Source organism: Rhodoferax sp. GW822-FHT04A08, assembly GCF_058801025.1.
This window is the reverse complement of sequence record NZ_JBXAMW010000002.1, coordinates 121,937-136,587: the sequence shown is the minus strand read 5'-3', so window position 1 is coordinate 136,587 and position 14,651 is coordinate 121,937. Positions and strand designations below refer to the sequence as shown.

Below are 14,651 nucleotides of genomic sequence, written 5' to 3'. Positions count from 1 at the left end.
CAACGTATGCCGCGCTGCGCGGCTGCCTCAGAACCCAGGCGGAGCCGATGCTTATCCACTTTGGTGATTAAGTTCAGCTCCATGGCTGGCAATGACTTGGACAGATCGATGTGGCAAATGCTTTCGCGACGCATTTACTTCTGAAAGAGGTGCCAAAGCAAATCCACACCCTGGGCCAGTGACCCATCGTCGATGTTGCGCCAGCCCCCCTGGGCTGAGCGGGTTCTTTGTTGCAATTCATCAAGCCACTTCTGACGCTCCGACAGCAGCAAAGCATCTACCACGACGGACTGATCCACGTCATGTTGAGCGCTGGCAGACTGATCCAGTGTGGCGAGCGCCTTCTCCAGCGCTTGGGGATCCAGTACGACGATGGGGGCATGGCAGTAGCTGCATACCGAGTCCTTACGGATGTCCACAGTGGCTCCACATCCCGAGCACGTGACACTGCCAATCATGGCTGCGAGGTCTACTCTCTCCTGCCCCGTGAGCTGCCTCACAAAGCCCTTTTCAACGAGGAACGCAGAAAACGCCGTGAATCGGCCATGCTGGTTCGGACAATGAAAGTACGTAAACCGCCCAGCCCTGCACAGGTCTGAAGTGGGTAAGAGGCTGCTTTCACAACGCGGGCAACTCAGTTTGGCTTTCCAGGGCTGTCCTGGTCCTTGGCCCTTTGAGTGAATCAGCCGAAAGAGTTCTAAAGTCTCCTTGGCACCGAGCTGCTGGCTCTCATGCTTGTCAAACCACATGCTCTGGCAGGTAAAGCACACATCCAGCGCCATCTCCTGGCCCAGCTTGCTCATGAAAGCAAAGCTATCCATAGGGGTGCTGCAGCTCGAACACGTGAGAGTTTTCAGGAGTGTCATGTCCCTTTAAAGGTTGGCGGTTGTAACGAGTGGCTGCTTTCGCGGCTCAGGCGTCAACTGTTCTTGATGCACCAGCAGCTTCGATATGGGCATCTTTGGCCAACGATGTTAAGCATGCAAGCTGCCAAGAAAATTCGGTTTCAAAAGCTTCCCGATCGGCAACTGCAGCATAGCCACCAGAAGCATAGACAGACGCATACGCACAATACTGCGCCGCTTCCAATGCCCTTCCCGCGACTGCCCTCGATACGCCATAACTGGCAGAGACAGCAGCGTGGCCGCAACCGTCAATGGACTTTGATCCTCGATGGCGGTTTGCTAACAGCGCCGCATCTTCAGCCGCCTTGGCCAGGCTCCCTGAACTGGCATTACCAGCTACATATCGCTCAAGCATTCTTAAGCATTCAATAACTTCCGGTTCTTCGAGGAGATGCTCAATGCGTTTGGCACAAGCTAATGAAAATTTCAATGCTAGCTCCCTGGAATCGGGTGCCGAAAGCTGCAGAGTTGATGCAAGGTGAGCAAGTTTAGAGTTCACATAACCTCCGTCAATTTAAGCTGATTTTCGACCGAAATCTATCATCGGCTAACGCTGACTTGCCATGGTGGGATGGCGCTCGAAGCCGGTTCTGCCTCGGGGTTCATTGCGATGTGATCAGTCAATGCAAAATCTGCTTCAGTCATCACTTGATCCCTTGTCCTGGATTGCCGCCAAGAATCCCATGGTGAGGTCTCGCGGTGATTGACGGATAGGTGATCGCGATAGACATTCACACGCACAAACCACAGTCCTGTCGCATCACCATGCCCGCACACGGAAGGATCAATGTGACCGCTTCTGCAGGATCCCCACGCCTCGCCGGCTGTCATGAACCGGTTCAGTGGAATATCACATGCGTCGAAGTCAATCTTGGCGTAGAAAGAGCGTTGCCTCTCGTCGATTTGCGGATCGATCCGGACCCACCGGCCTTCGGACACCGACCAATACTCACATATCCAGTGGTCCGACCAAGGGACCCCAAAAAAGTAATCAACGAACCCGCATCTAACGCGCGCCGCAATACCTTTGACCCGAAGAAATCCACACATCATTAGCGCGAAATCGCGGCAAGTACCAATGGAACGTTCTCTCGGACCGCGGGGAATGTCTAGTCGGCGTGGGTCCATCTCTTGTATTTGCTGCAACCTTGCCGCCAGCGGCATGGTATCTCGTGAAAACACGGCCGGAGCCTCGACTACACCGTAGACGGCAAGTAGCTCTCCATGAATCAGCAGTCCTTGGACGACTGCGCACAAGGGTTGGATGCCGTCCGGCAGTTGAGCGATCAATGCCTCCATCTCTTTTGGGTCGGTCATGGGACCGTGCATGAGCCATCGTCCGTGATTTGCCATTTAGTAAATACTCCCTTGAAATCTGCGCACGTCAAGATCGTCGCCGACATATTCACGCAATATTCTCGCCTTTATGCACTCGAATGCCAACCGAGTTGAAGAGCACTTTGTGCCCAGGATTGAGGGCTACTTGGTCTTCAGGCATCCGGTTGTACGTATGACGATGACATCTGCTGCCGTGGTGCCACGCTATGCAAGCCCCGCGCGCCAAGAGTAGCCACGAAATTCCACCAGTGAATTCCGACCAAAGTGGATGTGACCGCCCCAACAGAATTGCCACATGACAGACGTTGATTGCATCTAAGTTGGAATTCGAATGGCAGCTTTCGGGATCCAGCTTTGTGTGGACCTCTGACCGCCATGAGCACGAAGGAGTCGACGATAATTTCTGCTGTGGAGACAATTGGCGTCAGACATATCCGCTGCCCCAAACCGGCCATTGGGGAATGACTGGACCTGGCCCACAACAGGCGTTGCCGATCTGCGGTAAACATTTGCAGATGTCGTTGTTTTCACGACTTTAATTAATCCATCCCCAAAATCCAACACCCCGCAAACCCACATAAATCCTAGAGACGTGTTTATGGCTTTATTTGTACGGAATAAAAACTATTCCGAGCAATTGAAGTCGAAAACAATTTTTTTGCGCATCCGAAGCTTTGCACGAGCTTGATCAAAGACCGTTCCTGCGAGCCTTCAAATGGATCAACCCGTTAGCCGACACTGACGGAAGTTGGCAGTGTGCCCAAAACGGTCACGACCAAAGATGAAATCTGTGTCAGAGACCAGTCATTGGAGGAGAATGCGCAGCCTCATTCATCGTGGCCACATTCCGGACGTACTGAATGAAAAATTCGACGAAGGCACGTGTGCGCAACGGTAGAAATCGCCTGCTGGGCAGGGTGGCAACAAGTCTCAAATCTTCTACGCTGACCCATGGCGCAAGTACACGGCGCAGTTGTCCTCCATGAGGGCGGGCGGTTAAAGCAAGTTCGGGCATCAAGGTAAGGCCTGCGCCTGCCAAAGTGGCTTGATACGCTGTTTCGTCGTCATTCGAAATGACAGACCAAACTGGCTTGACCTCGACTCTGCGATCACTTTCCTCAGGGTTCACAAGGTTGACCGCATGCATCCGTGTGCCAGGGATGTGCAAGCGCACCATGTGATGCTCGGAGAGGTCTTCCGGCACTGTCGGAACACCATGAACCTGAAGGTAGTGTATGGAGGCGCAGAGAACGTAGTTCATATTGAGCACTGGGCGCACGATGACGTCGGCATCAAGGTGATCGTCTTGTCTCACGATGGACAGGTCGAACTGGTACAACTGCGGCGCCGGGTGATCGGTGGTGTGTATCTCGACTTGCACGTCGGGATGCACCTTCTGAAATTCGGCAACGCATGGCGCCAACAGATTCACTGCCACCAGCGACGTAGTGGCCACACGCAGGTTGCCCGATATTTCACTGGAATGAGCCCGTGCCTCTTCGGCCGCCTCCTCAATTTCGGAGAGGATCAAACGCAGACGTGATAGGTAGGCCTCGCCCGCTTGGGTGAGCGACATCCTTCTCGTCGTACGATGCAAAAGACGAACGCCGAGAGATTGTTCAAGGTCCTGAATCAACCGGGTGACAATCGTCGGCGTGAGATCCATCTTGCGCGCGGCTGCAGAAAAGCCGCCTTCGTCCACCACGCACTGAAAGACGCGCATCGATTGAAGGTGGTCCATGATAATTTCCTTGGCCTCATTTTCCCATGCCGTCGGCAATCGCAGCCGGGGCATAACCCACCGCGATCTCAAGTGCCGCCGTTGCGATCGCTTGCCCACCCGAGCTGGTTTCATTGGCGCGGTATGGACGCGTAAGCACAGCCTTTTTAGGCGATCCCGAAACTTTTTCGTAGACCCTTTTCGACAGGGGTCGCAGGCATGAAGCGACGTAACTTGGCCAGAAGAGATGCTTCGCCTTTGGGCGTATGACGCATCTTCCAGGCGCCCAAGGCGGCGCTGACAATCGTTGCGGCAACTCCCTCAGGCGGCGGCGCCTTTTGAATATTGTTCTGGATCGCCTTGGAGACCATTCCAAGCTCCTTGGCGTAGTCAGAGATTCTGGCAACGGTCTGAGGTGCGTTGAGATCCAGGTTGGTCTTGGTAAACGATGGCTCGACAAGTGCCACACGGATGCCGAATTGACGCACCTCGTGATCCAAGGTTTCCGACAGCCCTTCAACAGCGTGCTTGGACGCTGAATACAGAGCCATGTACGGTGCAGGCAGAAAACCCAGCACCGAGCTGATGTTGACAATACGTCCTGACTGCTGCGCGCGCATATGCGGCAGCACCGCCTTGATCGTGCGCAAAAGACCGAATAGATTGGTGTCGAACAGGGTCTGCGCTTCGGCAATCGATGTTTCTTCCGTTGCGCCCAGCAAGGTCACTCCTGCACTGTTGACCAGCACGTCAATGCGCTTGGCTTGCGCCATGATGGTTTGGATTCCTCGCTCTATGGACGCTTCGTCACGGATGTCCATCTGGATGAGTACGACACCAGGTATGGCTTGCGCTGTGGCAGTGTTTCGCACGGTACCGAAGACGCGGCAACCTTGCTCGGAAAATTGCAACGCGGCAGCGCGTCCGATGCCCGATGAAACACCGGTAACGACGACAACTTTGGAGTTCGACATGGTTGTTACTTTCTTGTTGATGATTTCAATGGGTGGATTGAATCTGTGAAGGGGTCGGTTTGATCTTGAACCAGATGGAATACATGGCGGGCAGGAAAACCAGCGTCAGGATGGTCCCGGCAAAAGTGCCACCTATGAGCGTGTACGCAAGCGTTCCCCAGAACACGGAATGGGTAAGCGGAATGAAGGCCAGCATGGCAGCCAAGGCCGTCAGGATCACCGGTCGGGCGCGCTGCACCGTTGCTTCCACGACCGCACGGAACGAGTCCAACCCTGCTTTCTCGTTTTCACGGATCTGCCCGAGCAAAATCAGCGTATTGCGCATCAGAATCCCCGACAAAGCGATCAGGCCGACCAGCGCATTGATGCCAAAGGGCTGGCGGAACAGGAGCAGCGTCGGCACCACGCCGATGAGGCCCAGCGGACTGGTCAGGAAGACCATGACCATGCCGGAGATGGAGCGGACCTGCAGGATGATGATCAGCAGGGTGGCCGCCAGCATGATGGGGAAGATCGGCAGCATGGCGACTGTCGCCTTGCCGGCTTCCTCGATGGAGCCGGCCTCCGCGATGCGGTAGCCGCTGGGCAGCTTGGCGATGATGGGCTGGAGCTCCTTGGTCATGGCGGTAGACACGTCCGGTGGCTGCAGGCCATCGGCAATGTCGCCACGTACGGTGATCGTCGGTGTGCGGTCACGTCGCCGCAGGATGGGGTCTTCCATGCGCACTTCGACCTTGCCCACCTGTGACAACGGGATGCGCTGCCCAGCCGACCCGACCAGTGTGAAGCCGGCGATCTTCGCGGGGTCCAGACGAATGGCTCCGGCCGCACGGCCCACTACTTGTACCGAGCGGATATCCTCGCGCACTTCCGTCAGCGGCGCTCCACTCAGGAGGAACTGCAACTGCAGAGCGACCGAATTGGAGCTCAGCCCCAGGGCATGGAGCCGGTCCTGGTCGAGAGTGAAGTGCAGGGTGGGGACGCGCGGGCCCCAGTCCGTGTTGACGGTGCGCATCATCGGGCTGGCATGCAAGACGGCCTCGACCTCGGCGGAAATCTCGCGCAGCTTGTCCGGGTCCGGCCCCGTGACGCGGTAGGCCACCGGGAAGGGCGAGGGCGGGCCGAACACGATTTGGGTAACGCGCACACGTGCCTCGGGCGCAAGGTCGTCGGCAATGGCCTGACGCAGTCTGACCTTGAGGGCTTCCCGTTCCTTGTCATCGCCCGTCAGCACCACGATCTTGGCGAAGGACGGATCGGGCAGTTCAGGTGCCATTGCCAGGAAAAAGCGTGGAGCGCCCTGACCGATATAGGACGTGACGATCCTGGCTTCCTTTTGCTTGGCCAGCCAGGCTTCCACCTTCGCTGTCGCATCGCTGGTCTGCTGGATCGAAGTGCCGTAAGGCATCTGGACCTCGACCAGCACTTCCGGCCGGTCGGAAGTGGGGAAGAACTGCTTCTTGACCATTGCCATGCCGAGCACTGACACCACGAAAAGCCCGATCACCGCGCCAGCAACGATCCACTTGCGGGCGATGACGCGTCCCAGCAATTGACGAAAACGGTTGTAATGCGGCGTGTCATACAGGGCAACGGTGAGCGCTGTGTGGCTGCTGTGGCTCTTCTTGACGTCAGGCAGCAGCTTGATGCCCAGGTAGGGTGTAAAGACGACTGCGACCACCCATGAAGCGATCAGCGCGATTCCGACGATCCAGAACATGTTGCTGGTGTATTCACCCGCCGTGGAACGGGCGAATCCATTGGGCATGAAGCCCACGGCCGTGACCAGCGTGCCTGAAAGCATGGGCGCGGCGGTCAGACTCCATGCATAGGCCGATGCGGCGATACGGCTATAACCCTCTTCCATCTTCACCACCATCATTTCGACAGCAATGATGGCGTCATCCACCAGCAGACCCAGCGCCAGAATCAGCGAGCCCAGCGTGATGCGGTCGAAATTCTTTCCGGAGGCAGCCATGATCACAAACACGGCCGCCAGAGTCAGTGGTACGGCTGCAGCAACCACGATGCCGACGCGCCAGCCCATGCTGACGAAGCACACCACCATGACCACCAGCAGGGCGACGAAGAACTTGACCATGAACTCGTCCACAGCCGAGCTGATGTTGACGGATTGATCGGTCACCTTGGTCAGTGTCATGCCCAGCGGGAGTTCCTCATTGATCTTGCTGACTTCCGCACCAAGGGCCTTGCCCAGGTCGAGCCCGTTCCAGTCGTCGCGCATGACGACGCCGAGCAACAATGCCGGCTCACCGCCATTGCGAACCATGAAGGTGGTTGGGTCTTCATAACCGCGCTCGACGCTCGCCACATCCGACAACTTCAATGTGCGCCCCTGCGCGACGATGGGTGTCTGGCGAATCTTCTCCAGCGTGTCGAAGGCGCCATCGACACGTACAAAGACCTGTGGCCCCTTGGTCTCTATGGAGCCGGCGGGCGTCAGTACGTTCTGGCTGTTGAGCGCGGCAAAGATGTCTTGCGGCGCAACGCCCAGCGTGGCCAGACGGTCGTGGGAGAAGGAAACATAGATGCGTTCGGGCTGCTCGCCGATGATGTTGACCTTCTTGACGCCGGCGACATGCAGCAGTTTCTGGCGCAGCGCTTCCGCGTCGCGCACCAGCAGTCTCTGTGGTTCGCCCTTGGCCTTGAGTGCAAAGAGTGCAAAGGTCACATCCGCATATTCGTCGTTGACCATCGGGCCAATGACGCCAGCAGGCAACTTCTTGGCCTCGTCGCCAATTTTCTTGCGGGCCTGGTAGAACTCTTCCTGGACTTCGGCGGGCGGCGCGCTGTCACGCAGCGAAACCATGGTAAAGGCCAGGCCGGGGCGGGTGAAGGTTTCCGTGCGGTCGTACCAGCGCAGTTCCTGCATGCGCTTTTCCAACGGCTCGGCGACCTGGTCCTGCATCTCTTGGGCCGTCGCGCCTGGCCAGGCGGTGACGATCGTCATCTGCTTGATCGTGAATGGCGGGTCTTCTGCACGCCCGAGCTTGAAGAACGACAGAATGCCAGCGGCCGAGATCAGGAAGATCAGGAACAGGGTGATGGCGCGTTCGCGTACCGCGAGCGCCGACAGGTTGAAGCGGCCTTCATTCACGGACGCACTCCTTCGGTCGCCTTGGCGACGGCAAGACCCGCCACCCGGACCTGTTCGCCTTCGCGCAGCAAGTGCACGCCAAGCGCGACTATGCGTTCGCCTTGTTTGATCTGCCCGGCAACATATGCACCGGCGTCATCCATTCGCTGGACTGTGACTGGCCGCCAGGACACCTTTGCAGGCTCTCCCTGGATGACCCATACCCCAGGCCCCTTGCCCGCGTCGAACAAAGCGGCAATCGGCACGTGCAACCCGTCTTGCCCGGACGAGCGTCCATCGGGAATCTGCACGACGACTGTGGTGCCCAATGGCGCGTCTGACTGCGCCCCATCCAGTACATACCGCGCCTCAAAGGTGCGTGTGAGTCGATCCGCTGAGTTGGATAACTGCCGCAGCTTGGCCGCAACGACAATGCCCTCCTTGCCGAACAACGTGGCTTGTGCCGATGATCCGATGGTGGGGCGCAGCGTTTCAGGCAGTTGAATCACAGCCTCGCGGCTGCCAGCTTGGGCCAGACGGACCACGGTCTGGCCTGCGCCAACAACCTGGCCGGGTTCGGCCAGCGTCTCCATGACGACGCCGTCGGCATCGGCCACCAGCTCCGCATAGCGGTTCGCATTGCGGGCAAGATCTGCCTGGGCCTCAGCACTACTGAGTTGGGCTTTGGCTGCGTCGGCTGCAGCTTTGACCTGATCGTAGGCCGATGCCGAAATGGCACCGGTACCACGCAAGTCGTTGTAGCGGGCTTCGTCATCCGCAGTCTGCTTTGCGCGTGCGCGTGCGGCGGCAACGGCCTCCAGTGAAGCATTGGCTGCAAGCTTCAGGTCGGCGGGATCGATACGCATGAGCAATTGGCCGCGCTTGACGCTCTGCCCGGCGTCCACCAGTCGCTCCAACACCTTGCCGGAGACTCGAAATCCCAGGTCGCTCTGCACCCGGGCCGCTACGGTACCGGTGAACGAACGTGAGGCAGCGGCTGCCGTCTGGACAACCGCCGCACGAACCAAGGGCTGTTCGGTGCGCGGATCGACAGAAGCCTTTTCGCCGCAAGCGACCAACGCCAACGGCAGTGCACAAATGAATAGAGGTATAGCGAGGCGGAGCCGGAGCATGAAAGTCCCTTTGAGGAAATGATCAGGACTTTCATTATGGTACTAGTGACTAAATGTGTCAATAGTCACAAATATTTTCCGTCAAGGCGACAGGCTGCGGAGGATGAGGCTCGACAAAAGCAGGGGTGCCTCCTCGGTGTTCTCCAGGCTGTGTTGCAAGAGCAACGGATTGAGGTAGGGGCGCATGACCAGATAAATCGCCATCGCCGTTTCATCCAGGGGCGTCTTGCGCTCGAAGTCTCCGGTTTGGCGACCTTCTTGCAATATGTCCCGAAGCATCTTCTGGATGCGCCCTTCATAGGCAATAACCGACTGCCAGCGCTCGGTCGCAGCGGATGCGGCAATTTCGTACAGCTTGCGATCCTGGAAGAAAAGGCGAAGGCTCGACTCGGTCATGACCTTGAACATTCGGCGTAACTTCTCTGGCGGCGTATCAGTCCCGGCGATCGCTGCGCTGACCTCGGATTCGATCTGGAGAAGGCAGTTGGTGCAGATCACCTCGCCAATGGCTTGCTTGGACTCAAAGAACTTGTAGATGTAGGCCTTGGAAAACCCGATGACCTTGGCGAGATCGGAGACTGCTGTTTTTTCATAGCCGTAGCGGCTGAAGTGTTGTGTCGCGGCAACAACAATCTGATTTCGCACATCGTGATCGGCCGGGCCGCGGCCTGAAGCGGAATAAGAACTGGTTTTGGTCATAGCAGGTCAGCTTACGTCATTTGTGGGACTTGGACAATATGTGACTATTTGGTATATTAGTCACTATCAACTTTTAAGGAAGATATCCGATGTTGCCCAAACATACGCTTGCCGCGCTCGTGGTTGCCGGCCTGTCAGCAGGCTGTGCCGTAGGTCCAGAATATGTTCGTCCGAATGTGCCCATGCTGGAGCAATTCCAAGGTCAGGCTGCGGTAGATTTGCGACAGGCGAAAGCCACTGCCGACCTCACTACGTGGTGGACGGGTTTTGGAGATCCTCAGTTGACTGAGCTGGTGACCCAGGCATTGGAACAGAACCTGGATCTGGCACAGGCATCTGCTCGCTTGGCTCAGGCCCGCGCCGGTCTAGGCTTTGCCAACGCAGCAGTGCAGCCGTCCGGCAATATGAATGGTCAAGCCGCCAGAGCCTATCAATCGATAGAGACCCCTTTGGGCAGGGTCTTGAATTTGACACCAGGCTATGACCGTTATGGAAATGCTTACGAGGTCGACATCGGTGCAAGCTGGGAGTTGGACGTGTTTGGAGGGCTGCGCCGAGAGCAGGATGCAGCACGCGCCGAATACCAGTCTACAGAGGCAGGACTTGCGGCTACCCGCTTGGCAGTGGCGGCGCAGACGGCCGACACATACATCACCATTCGGGGCCTGCAAACCCGCTTGGATGTTGCACGCCACCAAGTCCAGACCCAACAGGATCTGCTCGCAACCATCAGGCTTTTGTACGGCAAAGGCCTGGCTGCAGAACTTCAAGTGAGGCAGGCAGAAGGCGCGCTTGCGCAGGTGCGGGCATCCATACCGGTTTTGGAGTCTGGTCTGGATGTGGCCATGAACGCGCTGGATGTGATGCTCGGCGCTCCAGCCGGAACGCACCGGCCGCAGTTGATTGCATCCGCCGCCATTCCGACACCGCCACGTATCACCGGCATAGGTTCACCCGCGGAGTTGCTCAGGCGTAGACCGGACCTCATTGCTGCCGAACGCCGCTTGGCCGCATCGAACGCGCGTATAGGCGTAGCCCTCGCTGAATACTATCCAAAGCTCTCTCTTAGCGGATTGATCGGTAGCGCTACTACCGTTTCCGGCAATTTGTTCACTGGAGGCGCCAGCCAAGCATCTGGCATGCTCGGTCTGCGTTGGCGTCTGTTCGACTTCGGCCGCATTGATGCGCAGATTGCCTTGGCCAAGGGACAAGAGGCCGAGTTGTTGGCTGCGTATCGACTCGCTGCTTTGCACGCAACCGAGGATGTGGAGAACGCGTTTTCGGCCCTGGTCAAGCGGGAAGCGCAGGGTGCCATATTGGCAGAAGGAGTGGATTCGCTAGGCCGTGCGCGTGAAGCTTCGTACGCAGCCTATCAAAAGGGAGTGGTCAGCTTGATCGAGGTCCTTCAGGCTGACGAGAGCCTGCTTCGCGCATCGGATGCAAAAGCGCAAGCACAAATGGAATCTGCGCGTGCGGCCGTCGCTACCTTTAGAGCACTTGGAGGTGGATGGCAACCCGGCGAAGTGAAGACGCTTGCAGCCAATTAGCTACTTGAATGGTCCTCTCAATCCAAGCAATCGTGACCCACGAACTTTTAGGTTATCGCTAAGCACCTCCGGTGCGCCCAAGGCGGTCAAGAATGTGAGAGTGTCGTGCCCTCACTAGGCTGACATTCGTCCGATACACCCATTTTCGTGCACGCGTTGTTGAATTAAGCGATTTGGAGGATCAGACGCGGTATATGGCAAACACAGTTGCCCAAAAGCCGCGACAGCAAGTGCCGCGACTTTCTGCTAATAGCTCAGAGTAACCACTTCAGGATGCGTTGGCCGAGGACCTCGCGACTGATGTCATAGCGATCGTGCAGCGTGGGCAGTGCACCAGCATCCGGATACTGGTCGGGTAAACCAACCAGCTCAAAGCCGGCTGGCTGAACCCGGTTACGCAGCAGTGTGCTCGACACCGCTTCACCTAGGTCACCCACGATGGAATGGTTTTCTGCCACAACCACTAGGCGACGCTTGTAGCGGACCGCTTCCAGAATGGCGGCTTCGTCTAGGGGCTTGATGGTGGGGCAGGTCAGCACCCCATGTATAACCCCCCGTTTGGGGGGTAGCATCACAATCACCCGCTATTCATACTTGCTTGGATACCGCTTTGCACTTTATGACCCGTTCTCAGTTAGCACCAATCCAGCTACTCGAAGTACAGCGGGAACTGTTCCGCCTGGGTTACCGCAATCTGCGTTCCCACGTGTTTGGTCAGATCTGTCTGTCCCTCCTGGTGGCGGCGGGTGTATGGGCTGCAGCACCCCACCAGCGCGTGATGCTTTGGGCACTATCCATGCAACTGGTGGCAGGCGTACTGTATGCAGCTGTCTGGTTTTTTCGCCACAAGGTTGCAAGGCCCGTGCCGGACCCACAGGTACTGCGCCAATGGCAAATCACAAACTTCTTCCTGATCTCGATTGCTGGATTGGCGTGGGGCAGCTTGGGTTTGCTGTTTGTGGTCAATGCGCAGGTCAGCAACCTGGTGGTGATGACTTCGTTCGCAGGTGCTTTGGCTTATTCCGCGGTAAGCAATGTTTACGACATGCGGGCCTTTTACGCCAGCGTGCTGCTGGGAACCGTGGCACTGACTTCGCAGCTACCTGAAATATTCGGTGAGCAGGCGCCATTTGTCGTTGGCATGTGCGTGCTGTATCTCATGGTGTTGGTCTTGATTGCCCGCAGTACACACAGGACCCTGATTGATTCGATCCAGTTGCGCCTGGACAATGAACAATTGGCTTTGACCAATGCCGCCCACGCCGCACGTGCCGAAAAGGCCAATCGCGACAAATCTGAATTTTTAGCCGCAGCCAGCCATGACCTGCGTCAGCCGGTGCATGCCTTGCTGCTGCTGATAGAGGCCTATCGACAAAGTGAACCGCAGGCGGCCAACCACCCTCTGATACAGAAGATTGCCGCGGCAGGTACGTCGGTGAGTTCGTTGTTTAACGCCTTGATGGAGCTTTCACGGCTGGACTCTGGCACAGAGCGCGTCACCCTGGAAGGCTTGGATCTGCCCGCCCTTTTGCGCGACACATTAGAGCCGGCGCGTCCCAAGGCCATCTACAAGGGACTAGCCATGCGATTGCGCATTGCCTCCACCCTTGAACACGTTGTGATGCGTACTGACAAACTATTGCTTGAACGCATATTGGGAAACCTACTGAGCAATGCTGTGCGTTACAGCGCCAAAGGCGGTGTTCTGTTGGCTCTGCGTCCGGCCCATGGGGGGCACGGTTTGTGGCTGGAGGTGTGGGACACGGGCGTTGGCATTGCCCCGCAGGACCATGAGCGTATCTTTGATCACTATGTCCAAATCGGCAATCGGGAACGCGACCGCAGCAAGGGTTTGGGTTTGGGACTGGCCATCGTGCGCCAGTCAACGGCCCTGCTGGGCCTGCGCGTGACCCTGCACTCACGTCCGGGACGCGGCAGTTGCTTTCGCTTGCATATTCCAGGCGAACTGTTTATGCAAATGGAACTGCCCCAGGTGAGCACTGATGTGGCGCAGGGCGAGCAGTTGTCCAAAGGTGTACTGGCTGGACGGCGCATTTTGCTGATCGATGACGACGTCATGGTTCTGCAGGCGATGCAGGCATTGCTAGGGAGCTGGAAAATCGACCTGCGCTGTGCAAGCGTGGGAACGCTCCGATTGGTGTTGGACCAGTGTGGGCCGCACTGGGTGCCCGAATGCATTATCAGCGACTACCGGTTGCCGGGAGAATTAAACGGCGTTGCGTTGTTGGATGCGTTGCTGGAACATTTTCCCAATGTCGTGGGGCTGTTGCAAACGGGCGAGCTTGCACAAAATGTTCAGGCCCAGGCCGAGGAGTCAGGCTACCTTGTCGCTTTCAAACCGGTTTCGCCGGACGTGCTGGCCCACACCTTGTGTGCCGTGCTGGACCGTACATCCGAAACGAGAACCGCGTGAAAATCCTGATTGTTGATGATCACCCGCTTACCTGCCAGGGTCTGGCAGCATTGCTGGGTGCCACGCAAGCGCAGACCAGCGTATCCAGCGCCTACACAGTGGCGCAGGCCCACAGCGAACTAGCGCGCCTGCCTGCACCTGACTGGATCTTTCTGGACATTAACCTGCCGGATGACCCGCAGCACCGGCTTTTCCATTGGCTGTGCAGCACACCGTGGATTGATCGTACGGTGCTGATATCGGCGGAGCTGGATCACAATCTGGTACGCACAGCACTGGCCGCTGGCGCGCGCGGCTTTATCCCCAAAACGGCCCAACCCGACAAGGTCTTACAGGGGTTTAACGCGGTGCTGGCGGGTGCGTTTTATGTGCCAGACAACGTAGCCCATCAACTGCGCATGTCAGCCCGAGAAGAGCAAAACCAGCGGGCGCTTTCACCCAGATTACGCCAGGTTCAGGACATGCTGTCACGCGGGGCCGCTAACAAGGTGATTGCACGCGAGCTGGGCTTGTCGGCTCACACCGTCAAGGAATACGTTTCTTCGGTACTGGCGTTTCATGGGGTGTCAAGCCGGATGGACTTGATCGTCAAACTCAGTTTCAACGGTGATGCAAAAGTGCCCTAAAGCGCGTTGCCATAGAGCCTCCAATTCCGATCGTCCATAAGTACTGACCTGTGGGGGTGTTCTCCGTGGCGTATCGGCTGTGTATTCCAGTCCAACACAGCCCCCCCATTCCAGTGCAAACCCTACCAGAGCTTCAAAAACCGGGGTGATTCAGTAGCGGCGTCATTGTTGGCCGTGC

The 14,651-nt window shown here is 57.4% G+C and carries 11 protein-coding genes and 1 pseudogene; 3 read left to right on the top strand and 9 right to left on the bottom strand.

Going from position 1 to position 14,651, the window contains the following annotated elements:
* Nucleotides 1-134: 134 nt before the first annotated feature.
* The 8 genes from AC1RMF_RS05165 to AC1RMF_RS05130 all read right to left on the bottom strand — a co-directional run bounded on the left by AC1RMF_RS05165 (nucleotide 135) and on the right by AC1RMF_RS05130 (nucleotide 9,866).
* Nucleotides 135-419 (bottom strand): hypothetical protein, encoded by a 285-nt coding sequence (locus AC1RMF_RS05165; RefSeq protein ID WP_493140142.1) that lies wholly within the window; start codon nucleotides 417-419, stop codon nucleotides 135-137.
* A 493-nt stretch (nucleotides 420-912) separates the two neighbouring features.
* The gene (locus AC1RMF_RS05160; protein ID WP_493140140.1) at nucleotides 913-1,335 is read right to left on the bottom strand and encodes a hypothetical protein; all 423 of its coding nucleotides are present in this window, start codon (nucleotides 1,333-1,335) and stop codon (nucleotides 913-915) included.
* Nucleotides 1,336-1,445: 110 nt separating this feature from the next.
* On the bottom strand, nucleotides 1,446-2,222 hold the full coding sequence (locus AC1RMF_RS05155; protein WP_493140138.1) for a transglutaminase-like domain-containing protein: 777 nt from the start codon (nucleotides 2,220-2,222) through the stop codon (nucleotides 1,446-1,448).
* A gap of 814 nt (nucleotides 2,223-3,036) precedes the next feature.
* Nucleotides 3,037-3,984 carry a LysR family transcriptional regulator gene (locus AC1RMF_RS05150; RefSeq protein ID WP_493140136.1) on the bottom strand — a complete coding sequence of 316 codons (948 nt, stop codon included), beginning with the start codon at nucleotides 3,982-3,984 and terminating at the stop codon, nucleotides 3,037-3,039.
* A gap of 146 nt (nucleotides 3,985-4,130) precedes the next feature.
* Entirely contained in the window at nucleotides 4,131-4,937 is an 807-nt protein-coding gene (locus tag AC1RMF_RS05145; RefSeq protein WP_493140134.1) for an oxidoreductase, read from the bottom strand.
* Nucleotides 4,938-4,962: 25 nt separating this feature from the next.
* Entirely contained in the window at nucleotides 4,963-8,055 is a 3,093-nt protein-coding gene (locus AC1RMF_RS05140) for an efflux RND transporter permease subunit (RefSeq protein ID WP_493140132.1), read from the bottom strand.
* Nucleotides 8,052-9,167: an efflux RND transporter periplasmic adaptor subunit gene (locus tag AC1RMF_RS05135; protein ID WP_493140130.1), complete on the bottom strand. Its 1,116-nt coding sequence runs from the start codon at nucleotides 9,165-9,167 to the stop codon at nucleotides 8,052-8,054. The genes AC1RMF_RS05140 and AC1RMF_RS05135 overlap by 4 nt, the downstream gene beginning before the upstream one ends.
* Nucleotides 9,168-9,248: 81 nt before the next feature.
* The gene (locus AC1RMF_RS05130) at nucleotides 9,249-9,866 is read right to left on the bottom strand and encodes a TetR/AcrR family transcriptional regulator (RefSeq protein ID WP_493140128.1); all 618 of its coding nucleotides are present in this window, start codon (nucleotides 9,864-9,866) and stop codon (nucleotides 9,249-9,251) included.
* A gap of 89 nt (nucleotides 9,867-9,955) precedes the next feature.
* Here AC1RMF_RS05130 and AC1RMF_RS05125 point away from each other — a divergent pair, with 89 nt between their 5' ends.
* On the top strand, nucleotides 9,956-11,413 hold the full coding sequence (locus AC1RMF_RS05125) for an efflux transporter outer membrane subunit (protein WP_493140126.1): 1,458 nt from the start codon (nucleotides 9,956-9,958) through the stop codon (nucleotides 11,411-11,413).
* A gap of 254 nt (nucleotides 11,414-11,667) precedes the next feature.
* Here AC1RMF_RS05125 and AC1RMF_RS05120 read toward each other — a convergent pair.
* A pseudogene (locus AC1RMF_RS05120) lies at nucleotides 11,668-11,973 on the bottom strand (transketolase C-terminal domain-containing protein); the annotation flags it as partial.
* 59 nt (nucleotides 11,974-12,032) lie between these two features.
* On the opposite strand from AC1RMF_RS05120, the gene AC1RMF_RS05115 reads away from it, so the two are divergent.
* A complete protein-coding gene (locus AC1RMF_RS05115; RefSeq protein ID WP_493140124.1) occupies nucleotides 12,033-13,847 on the top strand; it encodes an ATP-binding response regulator in 1,815 nt (604 codons plus the stop codon).
* Nucleotides 13,844-14,473: a response regulator gene (locus AC1RMF_RS05110; RefSeq protein ID WP_493140122.1), complete on the top strand. Its 630-nt coding sequence runs from the start codon at nucleotides 13,844-13,846 to the stop codon at nucleotides 14,471-14,473. The genes AC1RMF_RS05115 and AC1RMF_RS05110 overlap by 4 nt, the downstream gene beginning before the upstream one ends.
* Nucleotides 14,474-14,651: the final 178 nt, after the last annotated feature.

What these genes read in the sequence shown, in the direction of transcription:
- AC1RMF_RS05155 (WP_493140138.1), bottom strand. Translation starts at nt 2,222, where the DNA reads ATGACCGACCCAAAAGAGATGGAGGCATTGATCGCTCAACTGCCGGAC.
- AC1RMF_RS05150 (WP_493140136.1), bottom strand. Translation starts at nt 3,984, where the DNA reads ATGGACCACCTTCAATCGATGCGCGTCTTTCAGTGCGTGGTGGACGAA.
- AC1RMF_RS05145 (WP_493140134.1), bottom strand. Translation starts at nt 4,937, where the DNA reads ATGTCGAACTCCAAAGTTGTCGTCGTTACCGGTGTTTCATCGGGCATC.
- AC1RMF_RS05135 (WP_493140130.1), bottom strand. Translation starts at nt 9,167, where the DNA reads ATGCTCCGGCTCCGCCTCGCTATACCTCTATTCATTTGTGCACTGCCG.
- AC1RMF_RS05130 (WP_493140128.1), bottom strand. Translation starts at nt 9,866, where the DNA reads ATGACCAAAACCAGTTCTTATTCCGCTTCAGGCCGCGGCCCGGCCGAT.
- AC1RMF_RS05125 (WP_493140126.1), top strand. Translation starts at nt 9,956, where the DNA reads ATGTTGCCCAAACATACGCTTGCCGCGCTCGTGGTTGCCGGCCTGTCA.
- AC1RMF_RS05115 (WP_493140124.1), top strand. Translation starts at nt 12,033, where the DNA reads ATGACCCGTTCTCAGTTAGCACCAATCCAGCTACTCGAAGTACAGCGG.